Origin of the sequence: Thermogemmatispora aurantia, from assembly GCF_008974285.1 — a bacterium.
Lineage (GTDB): Bacteria > Chloroflexota > Ktedonobacteria > Ktedonobacterales > Ktedonobacteraceae > Thermogemmatispora > Thermogemmatispora aurantia.
The window spans coordinates 537,380-560,219 of sequence record NZ_BKZV01000002.1 but is presented as its reverse complement, the minus strand read 5'-3'; the positions used below and the strand labels follow the sequence as shown (position 1 = coordinate 560,219).

19 protein-coding genes are annotated in these 22,840 nt (G+C 62.3%); 16 read left to right on the top strand and 3 right to left on the bottom strand.

Translation table 11 applies throughout. The annotated features are described in order from the left end of the window. Positions 1 to 214: 214 nt before the first annotated feature. The 9 genes from KTAU_RS09000 to KTAU_RS08960 all read left to right on the top strand — a co-directional run bounded on the left by KTAU_RS09000 (position 215) and on the right by KTAU_RS08960 (position 10,414). Positions 215 to 1,210: a sugar phosphate isomerase/epimerase family protein gene (locus KTAU_RS09000; protein WP_151728068.1), complete on the top strand. Its 996-nt coding sequence runs from the start codon at positions 215 to 217 to the stop codon at positions 1,208 to 1,210. 2 nt (positions 1,211 to 1,212) lie between these two features. Then, on the top strand, positions 1,213 to 2,055 hold the full coding sequence (locus tag KTAU_RS08995) for a transketolase (RefSeq protein WP_151728067.1): 843 nt from the start codon (positions 1,213 to 1,215) through the stop codon (positions 2,053 to 2,055). After that, entirely contained in the window at positions 2,052 to 2,999 is a 948-nt protein-coding gene (locus tag KTAU_RS08990; RefSeq protein WP_151728066.1) for a transketolase family protein, read from the top strand. Before KTAU_RS08995 ends, KTAU_RS08990 begins: the two co-directional genes overlap by 4 nt. After that, a complete protein-coding gene (locus tag KTAU_RS08985) occupies positions 2,996 to 4,495 on the top strand; it encodes an FGGY family carbohydrate kinase (RefSeq protein WP_151728065.1) in 1,500 nt (499 codons plus the stop codon). The genes KTAU_RS08990 and KTAU_RS08985 overlap by 4 nt, the downstream gene beginning before the upstream one ends. A gap of 36 nt (positions 4,496 to 4,531) precedes the next feature. Further along, entirely contained in the window at positions 4,532 to 5,545 is a 1,014-nt protein-coding gene (locus KTAU_RS08980; RefSeq protein WP_151728064.1) for a sugar-binding transcriptional regulator, read from the top strand. Between the two features lie 34 nt (positions 5,546 to 5,579). Continuing rightward, entirely contained in the window at positions 5,580 to 6,368 is a 789-nt protein-coding gene (locus KTAU_RS08975) for a DUF2291 family protein (protein ID WP_151728063.1), read from the top strand. Further along, complete coding sequence (locus tag KTAU_RS08970; RefSeq protein ID WP_151728062.1) at positions 6,365 to 8,038, top strand: sugar ABC transporter ATP-binding protein; 1,674 nt, start codon at positions 6,365 to 6,367, stop codon at positions 8,036 to 8,038. Before KTAU_RS08975 ends, KTAU_RS08970 begins: the two co-directional genes overlap by 4 nt. Before the next feature lie 12 nt (positions 8,039 to 8,050). Then, positions 8,051 to 9,121: an ABC transporter permease gene (locus tag KTAU_RS08965; protein ID WP_151728061.1), complete on the top strand. Its 1,071-nt coding sequence runs from the start codon at positions 8,051 to 8,053 to the stop codon at positions 9,119 to 9,121. 318 nt (positions 9,122 to 9,439) lie between these two features. Beyond that, positions 9,440 to 10,414, top strand: coding sequence for a D-ribose ABC transporter substrate-binding protein (locus KTAU_RS08960; protein WP_151728060.1), 975 nt, complete (start codon positions 9,440 to 9,442; stop codon positions 10,412 to 10,414). Positions 10,415 to 10,493: 79 nt separating this feature from the next. Here KTAU_RS08960 and KTAU_RS08955 read toward each other — a convergent pair whose 3' ends face one another. Continuing rightward, the gene (locus KTAU_RS08955; protein WP_151728059.1) at positions 10,494 to 11,900 is read right to left on the bottom strand and encodes a cobyrinic acid a,c-diamide synthase CobB; all 1,407 of its coding nucleotides are present in this window, start codon (positions 11,898 to 11,900) and stop codon (positions 10,494 to 10,496) included. Positions 11,901 to 12,210: 310 nt separating this feature from the next. On the opposite strand from KTAU_RS08955, the gene KTAU_RS08950 reads away from it, so the two are divergent. From KTAU_RS08950 to KTAU_RS08935, 4 genes are all read left to right on the top strand, one after another. Next, complete coding sequence (locus KTAU_RS08950; protein WP_170293169.1) at positions 12,211 to 13,617, top strand: acyltransferase family protein; 1,407 nt, start codon at positions 12,211 to 12,213, stop codon at positions 13,615 to 13,617. Between the two features lie 343 nt (positions 13,618 to 13,960). Beyond that, on the top strand, positions 13,961 to 15,097 hold the full coding sequence (locus KTAU_RS08945; protein ID WP_151728057.1) for a citrate synthase: 1,137 nt from the start codon (positions 13,961 to 13,963) through the stop codon (positions 15,095 to 15,097). Between the two features lie 224 nt (positions 15,098 to 15,321). Next, positions 15,322 to 15,795 carry an Rrf2 family transcriptional regulator gene (locus KTAU_RS08940; RefSeq protein WP_151728056.1) on the top strand — a complete coding sequence of 158 codons (474 nt, stop codon included), beginning with the start codon at positions 15,322 to 15,324 and terminating at the stop codon, positions 15,793 to 15,795. Positions 15,796 to 15,922: 127 nt separating this feature from the next. Next, positions 15,923 to 16,570 carry an NAD(P)-dependent oxidoreductase gene (locus tag KTAU_RS08935; RefSeq protein WP_151728055.1) on the top strand — a complete coding sequence of 216 codons (648 nt, stop codon included), beginning with the start codon at positions 15,923 to 15,925 and terminating at the stop codon, positions 16,568 to 16,570. A gap of 68 nt (positions 16,571 to 16,638) precedes the next feature. Here KTAU_RS08935 and KTAU_RS08930 read toward each other — a convergent pair whose 3' ends face one another. Both KTAU_RS08930 and KTAU_RS08925 read right to left on the bottom strand, forming a co-directional pair. After that, positions 16,639 to 18,552: a protein kinase domain-containing protein gene (locus KTAU_RS08930; protein WP_151728054.1), complete on the bottom strand. Its 1,914-nt coding sequence runs from the start codon at positions 18,550 to 18,552 to the stop codon at positions 16,639 to 16,641. Between the two features lie 368 nt (positions 18,553 to 18,920). Next, positions 18,921 to 19,184, bottom strand: coding sequence for a hypothetical protein (locus KTAU_RS08925; protein ID WP_151728053.1), 264 nt, complete (start codon positions 19,182 to 19,184; stop codon positions 18,921 to 18,923). Positions 19,185 to 19,533: 349 nt separating this feature from the next. Between KTAU_RS08925 and KTAU_RS08920 the strand changes: the two genes are divergently transcribed. The 3 genes from KTAU_RS08920 to KTAU_RS08910 all read left to right on the top strand — a co-directional run bounded on the left by KTAU_RS08920 (position 19,534) and on the right by KTAU_RS08910 (position 22,807). Continuing rightward, positions 19,534 to 20,235: a B3/B4 domain-containing protein gene (locus KTAU_RS08920; protein WP_151728052.1), complete on the top strand. Its 702-nt coding sequence runs from the start codon at positions 19,534 to 19,536 to the stop codon at positions 20,233 to 20,235. A gap of 402 nt (positions 20,236 to 20,637) precedes the next feature. Continuing rightward, positions 20,638 to 21,039 carry a hypothetical protein gene (locus KTAU_RS08915; RefSeq protein WP_151728051.1) on the top strand — a complete coding sequence of 134 codons (402 nt, stop codon included), beginning with the start codon at positions 20,638 to 20,640 and terminating at the stop codon, positions 21,037 to 21,039. A gap of 136 nt (positions 21,040 to 21,175) precedes the next feature. Continuing rightward, complete coding sequence (locus KTAU_RS08910) at positions 21,176 to 22,807, top strand: MFS transporter (protein WP_151728050.1); 1,632 nt, start codon at positions 21,176 to 21,178, stop codon at positions 22,805 to 22,807. Positions 22,808 to 22,840: the final 33 nt, after the last annotated feature.

Genomic DNA, 22,840 nt, shown 5'->3' with positions numbered 1-22,840 from the left:
TCTGCCAGACAGAGCGCTGCCTCTCCCCGTGTCGCCGGGCCGGGTCAGCGGTGCCGGGGCTGGCCATAGCCGAATGGATCGCTCGCTCAGCAACCGATCAGAAAATTGCTGGCGCCAGCCCCTTGACAGAACGACCCTGTCCCGGTACACTTATCAGCGTGGTGAATATTTTTTCAGCAATGAATAATTATTCAGAGGCGAGGAGATAGCGACCATGAGCAGCGGCCTCCAGTTTGGCGCAGGTATCTGGCTCTTCGGCCAGTTTATCGACCGTTATGCCACCAACGCTTACGGGCCGCCGGTTGGCACCATTGAGGCCATCGAGCGGGCCGGGCGTGTTGGGGGGTTGGTCGGACTGGACATCAACTATCCCTTTCCCGAAGAGGACCTGAGCCTGGAACAAGTTAAAGAGGCGCTGGAGCGCAACGGTCTGCGCGCGATTGCCGTGACCCCAGTCATCTATGACCAGCGTTTCGCACGCGGCAGCTTTACCCACCCTGATCCCGCGGTGCGGCAGCAGGCTATTGAGCTAGGCAAGCAAGCCACCGACGTCGCGCGGGCCCTTGGCGCCGATTATGTCAAATTCTGGCCTGGGCAGGACGGCTACGACTACCCTTTCCAGGCTGATCATCTGCAGCTCTGGGACTTCACCGTCAACGGCATTCGAGCGGTTGCCGAGACCAACCCTGACATGCAATACGCCATCGAATACAAAGCCAAAGAGCCGCGGGTCCATCTTGTCCTCAGCTCCTCAGCGCGTACCCTGCTGGCCATTCAAGAGATGGGGGTCAAAAACGTCGGCATCGTGATGGATCTTGGCCATTCCCTCTTCGCCAAGGAGACGCCGGCGGAAGCGCTCCAGTTGATCGCACGTCATGGCAAACTGACAAGTATCGAAGTCAATGACAACTGGCGTGAATGGGACGACGACCTGGCCGTTGCCTCCATTCACCTCATCGAAACGATTGAATTTCTGCAAGCAGTCGAGCGTATTGGCTGGCAGCGTCCTATCCTGCTGGATCAGTTTCCCTTCCGCGAAGATCCTGTCGAGGCGGCTCGTGTCAGCATCAAGCGCATCCAGGCTCTTGAGCGCCTGCGCCAGCGGCTCGACCAGGCAGCCCTCAAGGAGGCTCAAGAGAAGCAAGACGCCTTGCAGGCGCAGCAGCTCATCTTTGCGGCCCTGCTAGGACTGGACGGAGGCGAAGAGTAAGCATGGCCCAGGATCGTGAGGACCAGCTTGCGGCCCTGCGCAGGAAAGCCAACCTTTTACGGCAGCGGGACCTTGTCATGATCCAGCGTGCTGGCATGGGGCACATCGGCGGCGACTTCTCCGCGCTCGACATCCTGGTCACGCTCTACTTTGCCGTTCTGCGTGTGGACCCGCAGCATCCCGATGCTCCTGATCGTGATCGCTTCATCCTGAGCAAAGGGCATTGTGCTGGGGCCCTCTACAACACCATTGCCGAAGTGGGCTTCTTTCCAACGAGCGAGCTAGAGACCTTCATGAAGCCGCTCTCGCGTCTCAACGGTCACCCAGATCGCACCAAGGTGCCGGGGGTTGAAGCCAGCACTGGCCCACTAGGTCACGGCCTCCCCATTGGGGTGGGGGCAGCTCTGGCAGCCAGGCTTGACGGGGCCGCCTGGCGTACCTATGTGCTCACTGGGGACGGAGAGCTGCAGGAGGGCAGCAACTGGGAGGCGGCGATGGCCGCCGCTCACTACGCACTGGACAACCTCACCGTCATCATCGACCGTAACCGACTGCAGCAAGGAGCGCCAACCGAGGACACTATCCGGCTGGAGCCGCTGGCCGACAAATGGCGTGCCTTCGGTTGGGCGGTGCGTGAGGTTGACGGGCACGACTACGCGGCACTCCTGGAGATGCTACAGAGCGAGAGCTGGGAGCCTGGGCGTCCGCGCTGCCTGATTGCCTACACACACAAAGGTCAAGGGGTTTCCTTTATGTGCGACAATGTTGACTGGCACCATCGCGTACCGACGCCCGAAGAGGCCGAGCGGGCTTTACAGGAGCTACGGGAGGCGGTGCACGGATGAGCCAGCTCTACGACTGTCGTGATGCCTTTGCCCAGGCTCTCGAAGAGGCGGCGCGCAATGACCCGCGTATTGTCGTAGTCATCAATGATTCCCTCGGCTCCAGCAAGCTCAAAGGCTTCAAGGCGGCCTTTCCGCAGCGGCTGGTCAACGTAGGCATTGCCGAGCAGAACATGGTCGGGGTAGCTGCCGGTCTGGCTAACGGCGGCAAGATCCCCTTTGTCAGCGGGGCCTCGCCCTTTCTGACAGCGCGCGCCCTGGAGCAGATCAAAGTCGATCTTGCCTACTCGCGGGCCAACGTCAAGCTCTGCGGCATGAGCAGCGGCCTGGCCTATGGCGAACTGGGGCCGACCCATCACTCGATCGAAGATCTGGCCTGGACGCGGGCCATCGCCAACCTCACTGTCATCGTGCCTGCCGATCCGCTGGAGACCACTCAAGCTGTACACGAAGCAGCTCGCCTCTCTGGCCCCTTCTTTCTGCGCATCAGCCGTATGCCTGTGCCGCAGGTCCATCCAGCGGACTATCGCTTCCGCCTCGGCAAAGCAAGCTGGCTGCGGCAGGGGAGTGATGTGGCGATTATCGCCACTGGGGTAATGGTAGCTCGTGCCCTGGAGGCTGCCGTGCTGCTGACCAATGACGGCATTGAAGCGGCGGTGATCAACATGGCGACCATTCGCCCACTGGACCGCGAGGCGGTGATCGAGGCCGCGCGGCGCAGCGGCGCCATCGTCACCGTGGAAGAGCATACCGTCTACGGCGGATTGGGAGGAGCGGTCGCCGAGGTTGTGGTGACCACCTATCCCGTTCCCATGCGTATCCTGGGCGTGCCCGGCGTCTTCGCGCCCACCGGCTCGCCTGAGTACCTCTTAGAACATTTCGGCCTGACGCCTGCTGGCATTCGAGCCGCAGCGTTAGAGCTTCTCAGGGCGAGAGCAGAGCAATGAAGCAGACGGCAATCCTGGCCATTGATCAGGGAACTACCAATACCAAAGCTTTGCTCGTCAGTGCAGCGGGCAACGTTCTCGCGCGGGCCAGCCGCCCTGTACAACGGCGCTACCCGCGTCCAGCCTGGGTCGAGCAGGACCCTCTGGAACTCTGGCAGAGTGTGCTAGAGGCCAGTGCGGCCTGTCTGGAGCAGGGCGGTTCCAACGTAGAGCTGGTGGCCGTGGCCATCAGCAACCAGCGCGAGTCGGTCTTGCTCTGGGAGCGGGCCAGTGGTCGGCCCCTGGGGCCCTGTGTGAGCTGGCAATGTCAGCGCTCGCGTCAGCTCTGCCAGTCCCTACAGGATCGGGGGTTGGAACCATTCATTCGCGAGCGCAGCGGCCTCACCATTGATCCCATGTTCTCCGGGACAAAGATCCGCTGGCTGTTGGAAGAGCAGGATCTCCTGGTGCGAGCTGAGGCTGGCGAGCTGTGCGCGGGCACTATCGATAGCTGGCTCTGCTGGCAGCTCAGCGGGGGGGCGGTCCATGTCTGCGACGTGACCAACGCCTCGCGTACGCAGCTCTTCAATCTGCAGCGGCGTGACTGGGACGAGGAGCTGCTGCAGCTGCTGGGTGTGCCGGCGGCCATTCTGCCAGTGGTTGAGCCTTCGGCGGCCATTCACGCCCGAACGGTGGCCTGTGGAGTCATCCCGGCGGGTCTACCGCTAGCGTCCCTGATCGGGGACTCCCACGCCGCCCTCTTTGGCCAGGCCGGCTTCCTGCCGGGCGCCGTCAAAGCTACCTATGGTACTGGCTCATCGCTGATGACGCCAATTCCGGAGCTGCGCCTCTCGCAGAGCGGCCTATCAACCACTATCGCCTGGGCTATTGGCGAGCGGGTCACCTATGCCCTCGAAGGCAATATTTACATCACCGGAGCCGCTGTCGAGTGGCTAGGGCGCTTCCTTGGCCTCAGCGACCCCGTCGTCGAGTTGGCGGCCCTGGCCGACCGCGTGCCCGACAGCGGTGGCCTCTACTTCGTCCCTGCTCTTAGCGGCTTAGGAGCGCCCTACTGGGACAAAGAGGCGCGCGGCCTCATCTGTGGTCTGACCCAGGCCAGTACGCTGCCGCAGCTAGCGCGGGCCACCGTCGAGGCCATTGCCTATCAGGTGCGTGCCGTCTTTGACGCCATGCAGGCCGAAGCGGGCGTTGAACTCCAGGTATTACTTGCCGATGGTGGTGCCACTCGTAACGACCTGCTCATGCAATTTCAGGCCGACATCATTGGCAAACCGGTGCTGCGCTGTGAATCGGCTGATGTTTCCGCGCTGGGAGCCGCCTATCTGGCCGGCCTGGCAGTGGGCCTCTGGGTGAGCGAGGAGGAGATCGCTGCCCTGCCGCGTCCCCGCCAGCGCTTCACGCCGACCCTGTCTGCAGAGGAGCGCGAGGCCCATTACAGTGGCTGGCAGGAGGCGGTCGCGCGCGCCACGCTGCACCGATCCGCAGGGCGCCGGTAGGAAGGATCTTATCCGGCGTAAGGAGTAACGCACGTTATGGCTCGCATTGACGATCTGCGCTTGATGGCCAAGGTTGCCAGTCTCTACTACGAGCGCGGCCTCTCGCAAGTAGAAATTGCCGAGCGGCTGCAGCTCTCGCAGTCCAATGTCTCACGCCTGCTCAAGCGGGCCCAGCAAGAGCAAATTGTGCGTATTACGGTGAGCATGCCGCGAGGGGTCTATACCGACCTTGAAAACCAGCTGGAGGCACTCTATGGCATCAAAGAGGCTATTGTTGCAGATTGTCCGGAAGATGCCAACAACGAACAAATACTTCAAGCTATTGGAGGAGCGGCGGCCTTCTGGCTGGAGTCCAAAATCACGCCGGGAGAGATCGTCGGGATCTCCTCCTGGAGCGCCTCGCTGCTGGCGATGGTAGACGCCATGCATCCGCTGGCGCAGCCCTCGCGGGCCAAAGTTGTTCAGATCCTGGGCGGCATCGGCAACCCGGCGGCGGAAGTCCATGCCACCCAGCTGACGCGTCGTCTGGCTGAACTCCTGCACGGAGAGGCCGTCTTTCTGCCAGCGCCGGGCGTTGTCAGCTCACCGGAGGCCCGCCAGATCTTTTTTGAAGATCCATTTGTGCGCGAGGCCTACCAGCTCTTCGACAGCGTCACGGTGGCGCTGGTTGGGATCGGAGCTGTCGAACCTTCGGCCCTGCTGGCCAGCAGTGGCAATATCTTCTCGCTCGAAGAGCTGCGCATGCTGCGTGAGCATGGGGCCGTTGGCGACATCGTGCTGCGCTTCTTCGATGCCCAGGGGCGTCCGGTCGTGACCCCGCTTGACGAGCGTGTCATCGGCATGCGTCTGGAGCAACTGCAGCGCGTCAAGTATGCGGTTGGAGTCGCGGGTGGCCAGCGGAAGCATGCGGCCATTCGAGGGGCCCTCGAAGGACGCTGGATCAATGTGCTGATCACCGATCATCTGACGGCGCGCTGGCTGGTGGAGCAGAGACAAGAGCAAGCAGCTGCCTCTGAGAGCAGCGGAGGGGCCAGCGCTGCCGCGCCCTAAATAGACCAGAGCGAGAGCAGGCGACCTGTCATGCGTGCAGGAACGCGAACCCAACAACGACCGACCATTGCCCGGTTGGGAGGACTCTATGTACGACCATGCTCAGAGAGTGAGCCGCACGAAGCAGGACAACTGGCCACGGATGGTCTCCAGAGCGAGCAGCCGTGATCGGCTGCCGTTGCTGTGGGGTGGGCTGGCCTTCCTGGTCTGTCTGCTCCTGTCGGCCTGCAGCCTCTACACAGTGCGCCCGCTGAACGCCTCCGGCGACAACGCCGGTAGCGGCGGCCCTCAGACCTTTGACCCCACCAGCTATGTCAACCAGATCTGGGACAGTCGGATCGTGCCGACCGTTGTGCAGCAGGCCCACGATGCCAGCGAAGTGCTGGCTGCTCTCAAGGCGAACCAGCAGGTGGCCCAGCAGCGCTATGGCCATCAGGAAGGTGACGGTCCATATACCTTCATGGTCAAAGGCGTCGGGCGCGTCGTCAGCATCAATACCTCCTCGCGCAACGGTACGCTTGGCCTGGATCTGCCTCCCTACGATGGCAAGCCCGACCTCTCGCTGCAGATCGGGCCGGTCATTCTGGGCACAGCCATCCGCGATGGCGTCGGTTTCATCCACTTCAGCCAGTTCGTCAACCAGATCCAGTATGCCCAGGTGGCCGATGCCCTCAACGCCCGGGCCGTCCAGGTGGCGCAGAGCATCCACCCCACCCAGCTCAAGGGGAAGCTCATCCAGTTCTATGGCATCTTTGCCCTGACTGATCCGCAATTCATTCTGGTGGCTCCGGTCAAACTCCAGGTGGAGGGTTCCGGCTCATGAGTGCAGCTGATCGCGAGATGGCCCCCGATATAGTGCTGCGGGCCGAGGGCATCACCAAGATCTATGGCGGCACGGTGGCCCTTGACAACGTCGACTTCACCGTCTATCGCGGCAAGGTCAACGTCCTGATCGGCGAAAACGGGGCGGGCAAGTCGACCTTAATGAAGATCATCGCCGGGGCCGAGACCGCCACCCGTGGTCGATTGCTCCTGGAGGGGCAGCCAGTCCATTTCAAGTCGCCGCGCGAGGCGGCCCGCGCTGGCATTGGCATGATCTATCAAGAGCTGAACCTCTTTCCCAATCTGAGCGTGGCCGAAAACATCTTTCTCGATCATGAAGCCATGCGTCGCCGTGGCTTCCTGGTCGATCGGCGCCGCCAACAGGAAGCGGCCAGGCGCCTGCTGGAGCGGCTGGAGCAGCCCATTGATCCCCAGGCCTTGGTAGGGAATCTGCGTTTAGGGCAGCAGCAGATTGTCGAGATTGCCAAGGCGCTGGCGCGCGACGTGCGCATTCTGATCATGGATGAACCGACCTCGGCCCTCACCACCGCTGAGGTGGAGATCCTCTTTCGGGTCATCCGTGAGCTGAAGGAACAGGGCGTCTCGATCATCTACATCTCGCACAAGCTAGAGGAGCTGCTGCGCATTGGCGACTACGTGACGATCCTGCGCGATAGTCATCGCGTGGCTGAGGCGCCCGTCAGTGCCATCGACGTCAATTGGATTGTAGAGCAGATGATTGGGCGCAGCGTCAGCGAAACCTATATCCATCAGGAGCGCACGCCTGGTCAGGAGCTACTGCGGGTCGAGCATCTGAGCCTGCCGCGGCCTGGTGGGGGACTGCTGCTGGACGATGTCTCGTTCCAGGTGCGTGCTGGTGAGATTGTGGCGCTCTACGGCTTGCTGGGGGCGGGTCGTAGCGAGCTGCTGGAGTGTCTGATGGGCCTCCATCCTGAAGCCAGTGGCGCGCTGTGGGTCGCCGGCCAGCCGGTGCGCGGGCGCACGGTCGGTGAGCGCATCGCCGAGGGGCTGGTACTGGTGCCCGAGGATCGCCAGCGCGAGGGCCTGGTGCCTACGCTCTCGGTAGCCCACAACATGGTCCTGGCTAGCCTGCGTCGCTATCTGAGTGGCCTGGCTCTCTCGCGCAAGAAGGAGCTGACGGCGGTCCGTCGCCTGATTAGTGACCTGGGCATTAAGGCCCCCTCGCCGCAGACGCTGATCGAGGCTCTCAGTGGGGGCAATCAGCAGAAGGTCGTCGTGGCCCGGGGGCTGTTGACGGAGCCGCGGGTCCTCCTCCTCGATGAGCCAACGCGGGGCATTGATATCGGAGCCAAGGCCGATCTCTTCCGCCTCATGAATCGTCTGGCCAGCGAGGGGCTGGGCGTTCTCTTCGTCTCCTCCGAGTTACGGGAAGTCATGAGCGTCGCTGACCGCATCCTGGTCCTGGCACGCGGACGCCTGACTGGCGAGTTCCGCCGTGAGGAAGCCAGCGAAGAGGCGCTGGTGGCCGCTGCCTCGGCAGGTCAGGGACCAGTCTCTGAGAAAGAAGAAACCGGCGAGTGGTCAACCGGTGGCACGCTGCAGACGGGAACCGCTGATAGCAGCCAGATCGCCACGCCCGCTGCCTCGGCCTCGAAAGAACGGTGCGATCAGCCGCGCCCACAAGCCTAGAAGAGGGAGACCATGCGCAATCCGTCATCTCTGGCCAGCCGTGAGCCGGCGGCCCGCCGCAGCTTCACCCTGCAGCGGCGGCAGATTCAGACCTTACTCTTTCAGTTGCGCGCCTTTGTGGCGCTCATCATCCTGGTGATCATTTTCTCGATTCTCTCGCCCGACTTTCTGACGCTCAACGATCTGACCATTGTGGCTGAGCATGTCTCAATCAATGCACTTCTGGCCATTGGACAGTCGTTCGTCATCCTGACAGCAGGGATCGACCTCTCGGTTGGCTCAATCGTGGGACTCACGGCGATGGTGGCCGGCTATTTGATCAGTCAGGGGCTGCCGCTGCCCATGTTTGGCGTGGTGGTCTACTTCAACGTCTGGGTGGTGATCCTCATTAGCTTACTGGTGGGGATCGTACTGGGCCTGATCAATGGGCTGGTCATCACACGCCTGAGCGTGGCCCCCTTTATTGCCACCCTGGGGATGCTCTATGCGGCCCGTGGTTTGGCCTTGCTGACCTCCAATGGGGCGACCTTCCCCGACCTGGGAGGCGATCCCTCGCTGGGCAACACGGGCTTCCCCTTCCTGGGCACGGGGAACATCCTGGGGGTGCCGATGCCGATCTGGCTGATGATCCTGTTCGGCGTGGTCGCCTCCTTTGTGGCCAGTCGCACGCCGTTCGGGCGTCAGGTCTACGCCATCGGGGGCAACGAGCGCGCGGCCCGGCTCTCGGGCATTCGGGTCAACCGCGTCAAGCTGCTGGTCTATGTGATCTCCGGCTTCTGCGCCGCCATGACGGGCCTGGTCATTGCCTCGCAGCTGCAGGCGGCCCAGCCGGCGACGGGCGAGAGCTATGAATTGAATGCCATCGCGGCGGTGGTGTTAGGAGGGACCTCGCTCTTCGGAGGGCGGGGGACGATCCTGGGCAGCATCATCGGCGCGTTTGTGATCGGTGTCCTCAGCGACGGCCTGGTGCTGATCGGCGTCTCCGAGTTCTGGCAGATGGTCATCAAGGGGGCCGTGATTGTGCTGGCGGTCGTCATCGACCAGCTCCAACAGCGATGGCAGAAGCGTGCTGCCCTGGCCTGAAGCAACGGTCAGTGCAGCGGGAGGCTGGTGGGAAAGAAGACCCTGGGAAGGAGGGAGAGCCGGGCAGGTTCCCTCACCGTAGGGGATCAGCCAGAGAAAACGTAGGCCGTGCAGCCTCAGCAGCTGGGGGCAAAGGAAGCTGCCTGACCGGAAGGCAATGCAGCGGGTGCCCTCTCCTTTGTCCCGTATGATGGCCCGCTGTGTGGCTCACCCGGCAAGGAAGGGGTTGCTCCCGCCCCACTTGCCTGGAAACGAGGCGTAACGGGAGCAGCTGACTGGATCTCTCAAAGAAGAGTGCCGAAAGGAAGGGAAACGACTATGCTTCGACGGATGCTTTATCTGCTGACAGTGCTGATGCTGGTCAGCCTCAGCCTGGCTGCCTGTGGCAGTTCAGGCCAGTCATCGTCGACAACTTCTGGCGGCTCCGGGGGGAAAAAACTGATCTTCGTTATTACCCCGGCCTACGACAATATTTTCTTCAAAGCGGAGGCCGATGCCGCCGTGGCCCGCGCCAAGGCGCTCGGCTACGATACGGTGGCCGCCACGCACGATGATGATGTCAACAAGCAGAATCAGCTGATCGACACCGCCATCGCCCGTCATGCGGCGGCCATCATTCTGGACAATGCTGGCGCGGATGCGACCGTGGCCGCTGTCCGCAAGGCTAAGAACGCTGGTGTGCCTGTCTTCCTCATTGATCGCGAGATGAATGCCACGGGCGTGGCCGTCGCACAAATCGTCTCCAATAACTACCAGGGGGCGACCCTGGGGGCTCAGGAGTTTGTGAAGCTGATGGGCGAAGAGGGCAACTATGTCGAGCTGCTCGGCAAGCAGTCAGATACGAACGCGGCCATCCGCTCGCGCGGCTATCACGATGTCATCGATCAGTATCCGCGCATGAAGATGGTAGCCCAGCAGAGCGCCGACTGGGATCAGACAGAGGCCTTCCAGAAGATGCAGACCATTCTGCAGGCGCACCCCGACATTAAGGGCGTGATTTCGGGCAACGATACGATGGCCCTGGGTGCCTGGGCGGCGCTGCAGGCGGCCCATAAGACGAATGTCATCGTGGTGGGCTTCGATGGCAGCCCCGATGTGATCGCCTCCATCAAGCAGGGAGGCATCAAAGCGACGGTGTTGCAGCCTGCGGTTCATATTGCGCAACTTGCTGTGGATGAGGCCGATAAGTACCTCAAGACCGGTTCTACAGGACAACCGGAGAAGCAGTCGATCGACTGTATCCTGGTGACGGCCCAGAACGCCGATCAGTTCGGGGTTTTCGGTCCAAAGTGAGCGAGTGAGTGTCTGAAGGGGAGGGCCGGCAGCTACTGCCTGTGTGCAGCGGCCTGTCGGCCCTCTCTTGCTGACGAGGCTAAGCGACCTGCCGCCAGCGACGAGCGGCAGCTACAAAGCGCTGCGCCGCCTCGGGGAAGCCGCTAAAGGAGAGGTGCAGATAGCTGGCCAGCAGGTTGTCGCGGGCGAACCCTTCAAGCTGCTGATGCTGACCGTCGGGCGAGCTGAGCATATAAGCGGCCTCCTCGGGCGTCGGGTCTGCATCCAGATGAGAGTAATGAAACTCATGCCCGCGTACCTGGACCCCGCGCGGCAGCAGCAGGCTCTCGCGCTGCGCCCGGGCCAGACGATAGCCGATCCGCAGATCCGTGCTGTTGCCCGCAAGAATGCTCTCGCGCTCGATAACTCCCAGCATGGGATAGCTTTCGCCGCTGGCGGTGCGGATGTGGTGACAGAGGTACATCAGCCCTCCACATTCAGCATAGCAAGGTAAGCCTGCCGCCAACAGCTCGGCGAGCTGGCGGCGCAGCCTTTCGTTGGCGGCCAGGAGGGCGGCATACTCCTCGGGAAAGCCGCCACCCAGATAGAGACCGGAGCAACCCGCTGGTAGCTGGTGATCGCGCAGCGGGCTAAAGGGCACCAGCTCGGCCCCAGCCTGGCGCAGCAGATCGAGCGTATCAGGATAATAGAAGCTGAAAGCTTCGTCATAGGCCAGAGCTAAACGCACGCGCTCCTCGCCTGGGGCTGTCAAGGGCGCCTCGGCCTGAGCCTCGCCCGTCGCCAGGGGAGGCGCCTGACGCGCCAGGGTCAGCAACTGTTCCAGGTCGCAGGACTGGCGGAAGAGCGTCAGCAGGGTGTTGAGGCGTTCGCCACCAAGTGCCTGCTCGCTGGCTGGCAGCAAGCCAAGGTGGCGCTCGGGCCAGGGGGCCTCGCTCAGTGCGGGGAAGGCCGCCAGCAAGGGCATGCCGGAGGAGGAGGCCAGGGCCTCACGCAGCAAGCGCGCATGTCCAGGACCCGCCACGCGATTGGCGATCACCCCGACGAGCGCCAGCTGCGGAGCAAACTGCTGGAAGCCCAGCACGACCGCCGCGGCACTGCGCGCCTGGGCCCAGGCGTCCAGCACCAGAATCACCGGCGTCTGCAGCAGGCGGGCTATCTCCGCGGCGCTGCCTGCATCGCTGTGGGCCTCACGCCCGTCGTAGAGGCCCATCATGCCCTCGATAATGGCCAGATCGGCATCGCGACAGGCTGAGGCGACGATGGTCTCCAGGCGGGCTGACGGCATCAACCAGGTGTCGAGATTGTAGCAGGGCCGTCCGGCGGCCTGGGCGAGATGTGAAGCATCCAGATAGTCGGGGCCAACCTTAAATGGCTGCACGCGCCAGCCCCGCGCCCGCAACTCGGCGATCAGCAGGTAGCTGATCAAGGTCTTGCCGACGCCGCTGGCGGTGCCGGCGATCAGTAAACGTGGCAGATTGAGAGACATCGTCAAAACCTCCTTCGCAGCGTGCACTGGCCGGAGATCGCTCGTCGATGGACTCAGCTCCGTCAGGATCTCGGCCCGGCCTGGCCTGCCTGGCTGGGATGTCCCACGGCCTTCGCCCTGGTTCAGCGTCGCTGACGACAGCTAATCACCCGCTCTTGCGGCCAGTCAAGCGTGATCCGGTTGCTCTTGCTCACTGGCTCTTGTCAATAGCTCAACCTACCTCACAATGTAGGAAAATGTACTGATACCTGTCACCATCAGCGCCCTGGCTCCGTTGTCCTATTACGTGAGAACAATGGGTGCTTTATCTATGGTGTTGGAAGTGATCGGTCAGTCTCCTCCCTGGCGCTGGTTACGGGCTGCTGCTGGCCGGCTGCTGCGTCCTCTTCGCAACCTGCCGGGGCTACTAGAGAGTGATCTCCGCGGCAATACCATTCCAGTGCTCGACGGTGTGCGGGCGCTGGCCTGCCTGGCGGTGCTCGTCTTTCACGTCAACTGGACGACCTATCATCAGCATCTCTGGCAGCCACTGCACTATCCGCTGGTGGGTTCCTTATTGCTGGTCGGCAGCACAGGGGTAACTCTCTTCTTTATTCTCTCGGGCTTTCTGCTGTTCCTGCCCTACGTTGGAGCGTTGTTGAGTGAAGAGCGACCGTGGCCCTCGGGGCGCCGCTTCTATCTGCGGCGGGCTTTGCGTATCTGGCCGGCCTACTATGCGTCGCTCTTTATCTTGATCACGCTCTGGCAGCCGCAATACTGGCAGCCGGCTCATTGGCGCGAGTTACTGCTGTTTATAACCTTCTTCATGGACTCGACGCCGGAGACCTTTCGCCAGATCAATGGTCCCTACTGGACGCTGGCCATCGAATGGCAGTTTTATTTGCTGCTGCCCTTGCTGGCGCTGGGTGTCTCGCTCCTGCTCAGACGCCTGCCGCAGCATCGGCGTTTTCCATTGATCTGCCTCACGCTGGCTCTGGTTATCGTCTACGCCTTGCTCGTGCGACACTGGGGTGGCTATTACGTCCATCATCCCGAGGCCAGCCTGCCGCTGGTACCGCGCACGGTCCTCAACGTGGTCCTCTTCTTTGTCTACGGCATGAGCGGCAAGTTCCTGGAAGACTTTGCCATCGGGATGCTGATCGCTGCCTGCTACACCTATGGGCGCTTGATCCGGCCTGCTGGCGTCTTGGTGAGGGGCTTGCGACGCTGGAGCCTGGCGCTCTGGGGCCTGGGGCTGGTCCTGTTTGTGGGCATGGCTATCTGGCACCTCAACCATGATGTGGGGGCCTTTGCCTGGCTGGATGGCTTCTTGCCCTTCTATGATACCCTGAGCGAGCTTGGCTTTGCTCTGGCCTACGGCTCATGTCTGACCGGCCTGCTCTTCGGGCCGTCCTTGCTGCGGTCCATCTTCTCCTGGCGCTACCTGCGCTGGCTCGGCCTGGTATCCTATAGTCTCTACATCTGGCACCTGCCACTGATCACTTACTTTAGCGTCCATATCCAGCCGTGGCTCAACGGGCTCAATCACTGGTTGATCTACGGCTGCTACTGGCTATGGGTGTTGGTGACGGTGCTGCCGCTGGCCTTCCTCTCGTACCTGCTCATCGAGCGTCCTTTTCTCAAGCTCGGTCAGCGCCGGCTTGGGAGCGGCGGTGGAGGTGGCCAGGTGCTGGCTCCCAGACAAGGGCAGGAGCTAACCACCTCGCACAGGCGTTAGAGCCAGGAAGAGCAGCCAGCCATCTGGCTGCTCTTCCCGCTTATCGGCACAGCTCGCCCGCCCCGTTCACTGAGCTGGTCAAGGCCGCTCGCCCCCGACAGGACCGGCTTCAGCTCTGCGGTTAGGCTAGCTTGCCTGGTGGACAGCAAGGCAGGCCAGCGCCTGCTAGCTCGATTTACGTTGACACTGATGGGAAGGCAAGATTATAATACTTTACACAACCCATATGATTTGTTGTGGCGAAGTAGTCTGCTTCGCTGTGGAAGCAGCGGTTGCCCGACACGTCGGACGTTGAGCTCCGCCTACTGCTCAAGCGAAGCATACGTCCCCAAAAGGAGCTTCTATGCCTACCACCGAAGGTCTCGAAGATGTCGTTGCCGCACATACCCGTATCTGTAATCTGGATGGTCAGCGCGGCAAACTGACATATTACGGTGTCGACGTTCACGATCTGGCCGCTCATTCCTCGTTCGAAGAAACAGCTTACCTACTCTGGCATGGGACGCTGCCGACCCGCGCCCAACTAGAGGCACTCAGTGCGGAACTGCGTGCGAACCGCACCTTGCCGGGACGGCTGATCGATCTGATGCGCTTGCTGCCTTCCTCGACGCCCCCGATGGATGTCCTCCGAACCGTCGTTTCCGCGCTCTCCACCACCGACCCTGATCTCAGTGATCGCTCCCAAGAAGCCAATCTACGGCGAGCAGTGCGCCTGACGGCGCTTCTGCCCTCGATCGTTGCCAGCTGGGATCATATTCGCAATGGGAGAGAGCCGGTAGCGCCACTGGAGGATGGGAGCCTGGCGGAGAACTTCCTCTATATGCTCAAGGGGGAGCGCCCCGATTCATATGATGCCCATGTGCTGGATGTGGCGTTGATCCTGCATGCCGACCATGAGCTGAACGCCTCGACCTTCTCCGCCCGCGTGGCAGCGAGCACGCTGGCCGATATGTACGCGGCAATCACTGCGGCGATAGGCACGCTCTCCGGTCCACTGCATGGTGGCGCCAACGAGCAGGTGATGCGCATGTTCCAGCGCATCGGTGATGTGAGCCGCGCTCAGGAATATATCCGTGGCTTGCTGGAGCGCAAGGAGCGCATCATGGGCTTTGGCCACCGCGTCTATCGCACCGAGGACCCGCGCGGCAAGCATATGGATGCCTTCGCCGTGGAGCTGAGCCGGCGCAAGGGCGACACACGCTGGGTGGAGATGTCGCGCGTCATCGAATCCTATGTCAAAGAGCAGAAGGGCCTGCACGCCAACGTCGATTTCTACTCGGCCACGGTCTACTACTTGCTGGGTATTCCTGTCGATCTGGATACACCCGTCTTCGCTTGCAGCCGTGTCGTTGGCTGGACGGCCCACGTCATGGAGCAGTATGCCAACAACCGCCTGATCCGCCCACGCGGCGAGTATGTAGGTCCCAAAGATGTCCCCTATGTACCAATCGAGCAGCGCGAGCAGGCTCAAGTAAGCTAAGAGAGCCAGGCGGCCATCTGGGTGCTCACCAATCTACTGCGCGCCGCAAGAAGGGTCCGCACTTACTGTCCCAGTGGGAGCAATCGCTAGCAGGCAGATTGCTCCCTTTTCGTTTAGGGAGCGCCGGTCAGGCGGGTGACACTGGCCTGTCCAGACCGTTCAGCCAGGCCAGATCAGAGAGCCGGGCTTGACCTTGACAGAGGCGCTTATCCGCAACTATACTAATTACGAATAGGCTACCACGAGGAGGAAGGGCGACTACGCGAGATACACGTCTGGCCGTTGCTGTCCATGTTCTGACCTTGCTCGCTCAGCAAAGCGAGGCAGATCCGCTGACGTCCGAGCGCATTGCCGGCAGTGTCAATACGAACCCGGTCTTTATTCGCCGCATTCTGGGTCTGCTCAGCCGGGCCGGATTGGTGGCCTCGCAGCCAGGAGTCGGTGGTGGCTGGCGCTTGCGACGCGATGCCGCCAACATCAGCTTGCTGGATGTCTATGAGGCCGTTGGAGCCGGTCCTCTGCTGGCTTTGCATCATCGCCTGCCGAATCCCGACTGTCTGATCGGTCGCAATATTCAGCGCACTCTGCTGAACTACTTCGGCGAGGCGGAGGCTGCTTTCAAGGACGTGCTGGCGCGCCAGACGATTGCCCAGGTACTGGAGACCGCTCAGGAAGGGGAGCTGTCGTCGCCGGCCTAGTGGAGTCCTTTTTTTACGCTTGCATTGAGAACTGTCACAGTTACAGATTGGACGAGCCAGAGCGCAACCCTGCAGCTCCACGGGAGTGGCGCAGGGTTCTTCGGCCACTGAAAGGAGCGACCTTTTCATGAAGCTCGTTGTCTTTGGGGCAACTGGGAACATTGGTCAGCGTATTGTCCAGGAGGCCCTCAACCGAGGTCACGAAGTCAAAGGGGTGGCGCGTCGCCCTGAGCGTTTCGCTCTGAGTCATCCGCGCCTCAGCTTTGAGGCAGGCAACGTTCTTGATCCTGCCGATGTTGCGCGGCTGGTCCGCGGCCACGACGTGGTGATCAGTGCGGTGGGACCGGCGCGCGATCGAGAAGAGGACCCACGTATGGTCGTGCAGGCGGCTCAGGCCCTCATCGAGGGGCTGAAGCGAGCGGGCGCCAAGCGCTTAGTGGTAGTGGGGGGTGCTGGCAGCCTGGAAGTGGCACCCGGTGTGCGCCTGATGGACACGCCTGACTTCCCACCAGGCTGGCGTCCCATTGCCGCGGCTGCAGCTGAGGCGCTGGAGATCTATCGCCAGCAGGGGGCTGATCTCGACTGGACCTACTTCAGTCCGGCGGCCTTTATCGAGCCGGGCCAGCGCACGGGGCGCTATCGCGTGGGGACCGAGCGGCTGGTGACTGATGAGAAAGGCGAGAGCCGCATCTCGATGGAGGATTACGCAGTGGCTTTGCTCGACGAAGTAGAGCAGCCTCGCTTCCTGCGACAGCGCTTCACCGTGGCCTACTAGCGGCGCAGGTGAGGCCGCAGGGCAGTACCAGAGCAGCGCGTGGGCTGGGGACCGATTCTGTTCTCGCTCTAGGGCAGCAGAGGCCTCAGCGCGCGCTGCATCTCTTGATAGGTCTGGTAGCGAGCAGCAGGCTCCTCCTGTAAGGCTCGTGCCAGAATCGCCTCCAGCTCCGACGAGACCAGGGGATTGAGCTGGCGCACCGGTGGATAGGCCGGATAGTGTGGCGGCCCCTGGTTGGTAAGAACGTGATGGATGCTGGCCGCCAGCATGTAGATGCAGGTGCGCCGGTCGTAGCGCCGATCCTTGATCGGCAGATAGGGCGAGAGCGCCAGCTTGCGTGTCGTGCGATGCGGGCTGCGGCTACCGGGCGGACTGTCGAGCGGTGGAGGTGGAATCTGGAAGCCGGTGAGCATGGCCCGTCCGCGCTGACGTTCGATGATGATATTGGCGGGCGAGATATCGAAGTGATAGAGCGGTGGCTGCTGCTGCTCCAGGGCGGCCAGAGTATTGAGCACGCTATAGAGCCAGATCACCACTTCGCGCTCGGGCAGGGGTCGCAGCAGCTTCTGCAGGCGCTCCTCCAGGCTCTCGCCGTCAATGTAGGTCAGGACCAGATAGTAGTGGCGGCCCTCAGCGAAGCGCTCGCGCACCTGGGGGACAAGCGGATGGCGCAGACGGGCCAGGGCCTCGCTAGCGCGGTCGTAGTAGGCCAGCTCCTGGGCACGGCGCGCCAGTGGAAAGTCGGTGCATTCCCAGCGCTTGAGCACTACCTCTGCTCCATTGGCCTGGTGATCGCTGGCGACCATCGTGGTGACGCGCGTCTCCTCGCGGCTTTTGAGGACGCGCTTGATGTCGTAGCGTCCCTGGCGGATGCTGATGCCGAGCAAAGGACTGTGGCGGACGAGTGTCGGCGGAATGGTCAGGCGCCCACAGGCCGAGCAGCAGCGCTGGCCGAAGCGCACCGGGGCATGGCAATAGGGACAGGTGCGGTCATCGTAGTCGGCGCCGCAGTTGCTACAGCGCTGGGCGCCGCTGCGGTTCTGGAAGCCGCAGCGCTCGCAAACATAGCGTTGCAAGGCGGTGGCGACGGCCTCGGCGTAGGCGCTGGCGAATTGCTGCGTGTCATGGTAGCGTTGATGGTAATCCTTGGACAAGGCCCGCAAGAGAACTGCGGCGACCTCGGCGGGCAGGCGCGGATTCCACTGCTGTGGCGGAGGCGGCGGCTCGTGCAGGTGGGCGCGCCACATCTCTTCTAGACGGCTAAAGGCAAAGGGCAGGCGTCCCGTGAGCAACTCGTAGCAGCAGATGGCCAGGGCGTACTGATCGCTCTCGCGGCGCGGATTGCCCTGCCACTGCTCGGGGGCCATGTAGGCAGCGGTACCGGTCACCTCGCCGAGCGAGGCGTGGGTTTGCATGCCCAGGTAGAAGGTGGTGCCGAAATCCGAGAGCAGGAGTTGCCCGTTGCGTCCGATCAGCAGGTTGCCTGGCTTGACGTCCTGATGGATCAGTCCATTCTGGTGCACGTAGTAGAGGGCCTGGGCAGCCTGCTCTACATAAGGGAGCAGCTCCTCGGCGAAGGCAGGGCGCCGACTGCCGTCGGCCTTGCGAAAGAGATCGTAGATGGTCTGTGGCGCGTATTCCATTACCAGATAGGGACGCTCGTCCTCTAGCTGGCCGAAGCTGTAGACAGGGAGGATGTTGGGATGTTGCAGGGTAGCAATGCGCCGCGCCTCGTCAAAGAAGCTGCCGAGGGCCTTGTCGTTGAGCTGGTCGAAGCGCAGGACCTTGAGGGCCAGCGTCCGGCTGAGCGGCTCCGATTCGCGCACCTGGTAGACATGACCATAGCTGCCCGAGCCAATGAAGGCCATAATCTGGTAGTTGCCGACGCGTGCCCCCTCGATGAGAAACTCGCAGCGACGGCAGGAGACGGCGCTCTCGGGATTGTCGTGTCCGCCGCGTGGATTGAGACAACGAGCCACCATGCTTCCTTTCGCCCGGACCAGACTGGCTGAACCGCTAAAACGCGCAGACCTGCTAAGCACGCCTGATAGGGCACGCTGTCTGGGCTGCGCTGGGCTGTTTGCTCTTCACTATATATCTACGTCGACATCCTCTGCAAGTTACGTGGCCTGCTCTGGAGAAGAGGCAAGTGCTGGTCTGGCCTTGCTCGTTGCTGATAGCGGCCTGGCCCTGGCCTCTCTGCCATATGGCAAGGTCTGCCTGGGTACTCCCATCTGACAGGTTGGCGGCCTCCCTGGCTGCCACCTTCTCTTGAAGACTGGCCAGTCCCTCGTCTGGCTTCCTGGCGATCACCGAGGCGGTGCCCGCAAGCGAGCGCTAGCCCGCCCTCTTACTGGAGCAGCGGGTCAATATAGCGGACGGCCTCCTTGAGGCTCTGGCCCGTCTCATCCCGATAAGCTTTGATGGCTTCAAGGCGTTTCCCCTGAGCGATATATTCGGCCACGCGAGGCGAGACACCGGAAGCAATCAGCTGCTCGCGCAAGCGGAAGCGCTCCTCGGGGGAGCGAACCGGGGTGGAGCGCCGGCCCAGAAGCTGGGTGATCACGACCGTCAGTGCGCCTAGACAGACCAGAGCAATGCCAAACCAGAACATCAGACCTTCTTCTCCTTTCTCTCTCGTTCGCGCTGAGGGCAGCGCTCTGGCTGACCTCTCCTGGGGGGTCCTTCCTGGCTCGCACTCGCGAGATGAGCTAACAGAAGGAAGACCCTCCCTATTCATAGTAGACGTTGCGAGATCGCGCCGCTCTAGCCGTAATGCCACGCATATCTCAGGACAACAAGAGGCCACAGATGGCGGCTGGACTGGTTGGGGCCTCTGGTTCTGGTCATTGTCATGACGGCGCCTCCTTTTGGTCCCTGGCCCATTGCTTGCTTCCGCGCCCAGGAAGAGCTATAATCTCAGTCCCTGACTGAATCTTCTTGAGCAGATGAGGTGTTGACATTTGCAGTTCAGGATTCACGAGAACATCTTTGCCCATTTCCCTGGCCTCTCCCTGGCGGTAGTGGTCGCCGATGGCATTGATAACAGCTGCATACCGCCGGAGGTCAGCGAAGCATGGCGGCTGGCCTGGACCAAAGCCGGGCAGGAAGCCGCCGCCTATGGCAACGCCCAGTCGCATCCTCACGTGCGGCCCTGGCGCGAGCGTCTGCGGGCAATCGGCGTCTCCAGTAAGTTCCCCAGCTCAATTGAGGCGCTGCTGCGGCGTGCCCTCAAGGGCGGAGAGCCGTTCAGCATCAACGGGCTGGTGGACTTCTATAACGCCATCTCCTTGCGCTACGTTGTCCCTGTCGGCGGCTTCGACCTGGAGCAGGTAAGCGGACCGCTGGAGCTGCGTCTGACGCGCGAAGGGGATCAGTTCATCGCTCTGGGCGAAGAGGAGCCACAACCGGTGCAGGTCGGTGAAGTAGCCTATACCGATGGCCGGACCATTCTCACGCGCCACTTTGTCTGGCGCCAATCGCGCACGGCACTCATCACCCCTGAGACGCGCCGCGTCTTCCTCGTTTCCGAGTCCCTGGGTGAAGTCGGCCCACAGGTGGCGCAAGCGGTACTGGAGGAGATGACGCATGGCCTCCGTCGCCACTTTGGGGCTGAGGTGCGTCCCTTCCTCCTCTCAGAGGCGAAGCCGCTGGCGGAATGGTAGCGCGGCTGGTTCGCTGCCTGCTCCAACGGTGCTAGAAACGTTCCCTGCTCCGAAGCCGTACAGGGAAGCGCCACGCCAGTCACGCCAGTCAAGGCCGCGAAGCAAGACCCGACGACCTGGCTTGGGCGGCACCCTGGTGCACTCGAGTGGCAGCGGCAGGAGCGCGGCGCCTGCTGCTGGTAACCGATCCTTGCCTGCCTGGAGGGATCTCCACTTTGAATCTTGTGGTGCTGCCGCGTTTATTCTTATCAGGGGGATAGACGGCGTGAGCGGTGAAAGAGAAGACCCCTGGCCTGAACGACCCTACGAGCTGGAGCGTCTCCTCTGAAACGGGTATGCTGCCAGGGGAGGCCCGCGCCGCCCCCCTCAGCAAACTCTACAGAAAGTAAGGGCAAGGAAGCGATGAAAGAGCAGATCGACAACTGTCGTCTCCTGGTTTATCGCTACTGGGTGCACAAGGGTAGGCTACTGGGTTGTGCTGTTCACTGGTATCTGCTGCTCGGTGCTCTGGTGCAACTAGTCGTGATGGTGCTGGCCCTGGTCTTCCTGTTTGGGAATCACGTGCTCGGCGATCACCGTACTGTAGTGGCTCTGCTCTTCCTGCTCGAAGCCTTCTTGGGAGCCATCGTATCGCACCGCTGGAGTCGTTACACTGGCATCTATGAAGTGGATGCTGCTGGCAGGCCGCACGCTTTTGTCTCACACGCGCTGCTGCCCGGCCTGAGGCTCAGGAACAGCCTGGGCCGCAAACGCTTTCTGAAGTACGTGCAGCAGCAGCAAGGAGCAGCCCTCGATTGGCGCTGAGCGCGAGAGATCGTCGGTAGGTAACTCGCCTTCCTCGTCATGGATACGAAACTATTGCGTTTCGTAATTTGGTGTGCTATACTCTATAAAGAAACGATACCGTTTCGTATCTAAATAGGAAGCGAGGAATCAGGGCATGGATACCCTGAACAGCCTGGGATTGAGCCAGCAGGTCAGCGAGCGGCGCTGGTGGATCTTCGCCGTTGTCTGTCTCAGCCTGCTGGTCATCGTCATGGACAACACCATCTTAAACGTGGCCCTGCCGACGCTGGCGCGCGCGCTAGGAGCCAGCGAGAGTCAGCTCCAATGGTTTGTGGACGCCTACACCCTGGTCTTTGCCGGCCTACTCCTCAGCGCGGGCAGCCTCTGCGATCGTTACGGGCGGCGGCTCGTCCTCATGGTGGGCCTGCTGCTCTTTGCGGGAGGCTCCCTGTGGGCGATGCTCTCCGGTTCAGCCGACCTGCTCATCGCCGCGCGTACCGTCATGGGGCTGGGGGCCGCTCTCATCATGCCCTCTACCCTGGCCATCATTGCCGCTGTCTTCAGCGGACCGGAGCGTGGGCGAGCCATTGGGGCCTGGTCGGGCATTGCCGGGCTAGGGATCGTGATCGGCCCGCTGGTGGGAGGCTGGCTGCTCGATCACTTCGCCTGGGGGAGCATCTTCCTCATCAACCTCCCGATCGTCTTCGTCGCCCTGGTCGGAACGCTCTGGCTCGTTCCCGAATCGCGTGATCCTGAGCAAGCGCATCTCGACCCACTCGGTACTCTGCTCTCCATTGCCGGTCTGACGGCCCTCGTCTGGGGATTGATTGAAGCTCCTCAACGTGGCTGGGAAGATCGCCAGATCCTGACGGCGTTGGGCCTGGCGCTGCTGCTGCTGCTGGCCTTTGCCATCTGGGAAGCGCGGACGCACCGACCCATGCTGGACGTGCGCCTTTTCCGTAACCCGCGCTTTTCGGTGGCCAGCCTGGTGATGACCCTTACCACCTTTGCCACCTTTGGCGTGCTGTTGCTCTTGACCCAGTACCTGCAGTTCGTTGTCGGGCAGACGCCGCTGCAGGCTGGGGCGGCGCTCATGCCGCTCGTCCCGACGCTACTGCTTGGCTCCATCGTCGCTCCACGCCTCAACGAGCGCCTCGGTCCCAAGCTGCCGGTAGCGATTGGGCTTTTCATCGTCGCCATTGGGGCTGGCCTCCTGGCCTTCATCCAGCAGGGCAGTGGCTATTCGCCCGTTGCCCTCATGCTCCTGATCACCGGTCTGGGCCTCGGGCTGGTCGCGGCGCCGGCGGCCACCTCCATCATGGACGCGCTGCCGGTGGCGCGTGCTGGTGTCGGTTCCGCCGTCAACGACACCACGCGCCAGGTTGGGGGTGCGCTGGGCGTTGCTGTTCTGGGGAGCGTCCTCTCGACCGTCTACCGTGACGCCCTGCAGCAGCATGCTGCGGCTATCCTTGGGCAGTTGCCGCCCGTCCTGAGAGCAGCTGTACGCGACTCCATTGGCAAGGCCATTGTGGTAGCCGGGCAGCTACCGCCGCCGGCTCAGGCGTTGCTGCGCAGCGCCGCAGAGCGGGCTTTCATCGAAGCATTCGATCGCAGTGCCCTGGTGACTGTCTCCGTGCTCGTTGTCGGGGCCTTAGTGGCGCTGCTCTTCCTGCCAGCGCGAGCCCGCCGCCAGGCTCGGGTCACTAATGCAGTGGACTTGACGCCTGTTGGGTCACCTACTACAATGAAGGCAAGGGAGGAAGAGCCATCTCATGATCATTCCTGACTCTGAGCCAGAATCAGCCCAGCGGAGGCCTGG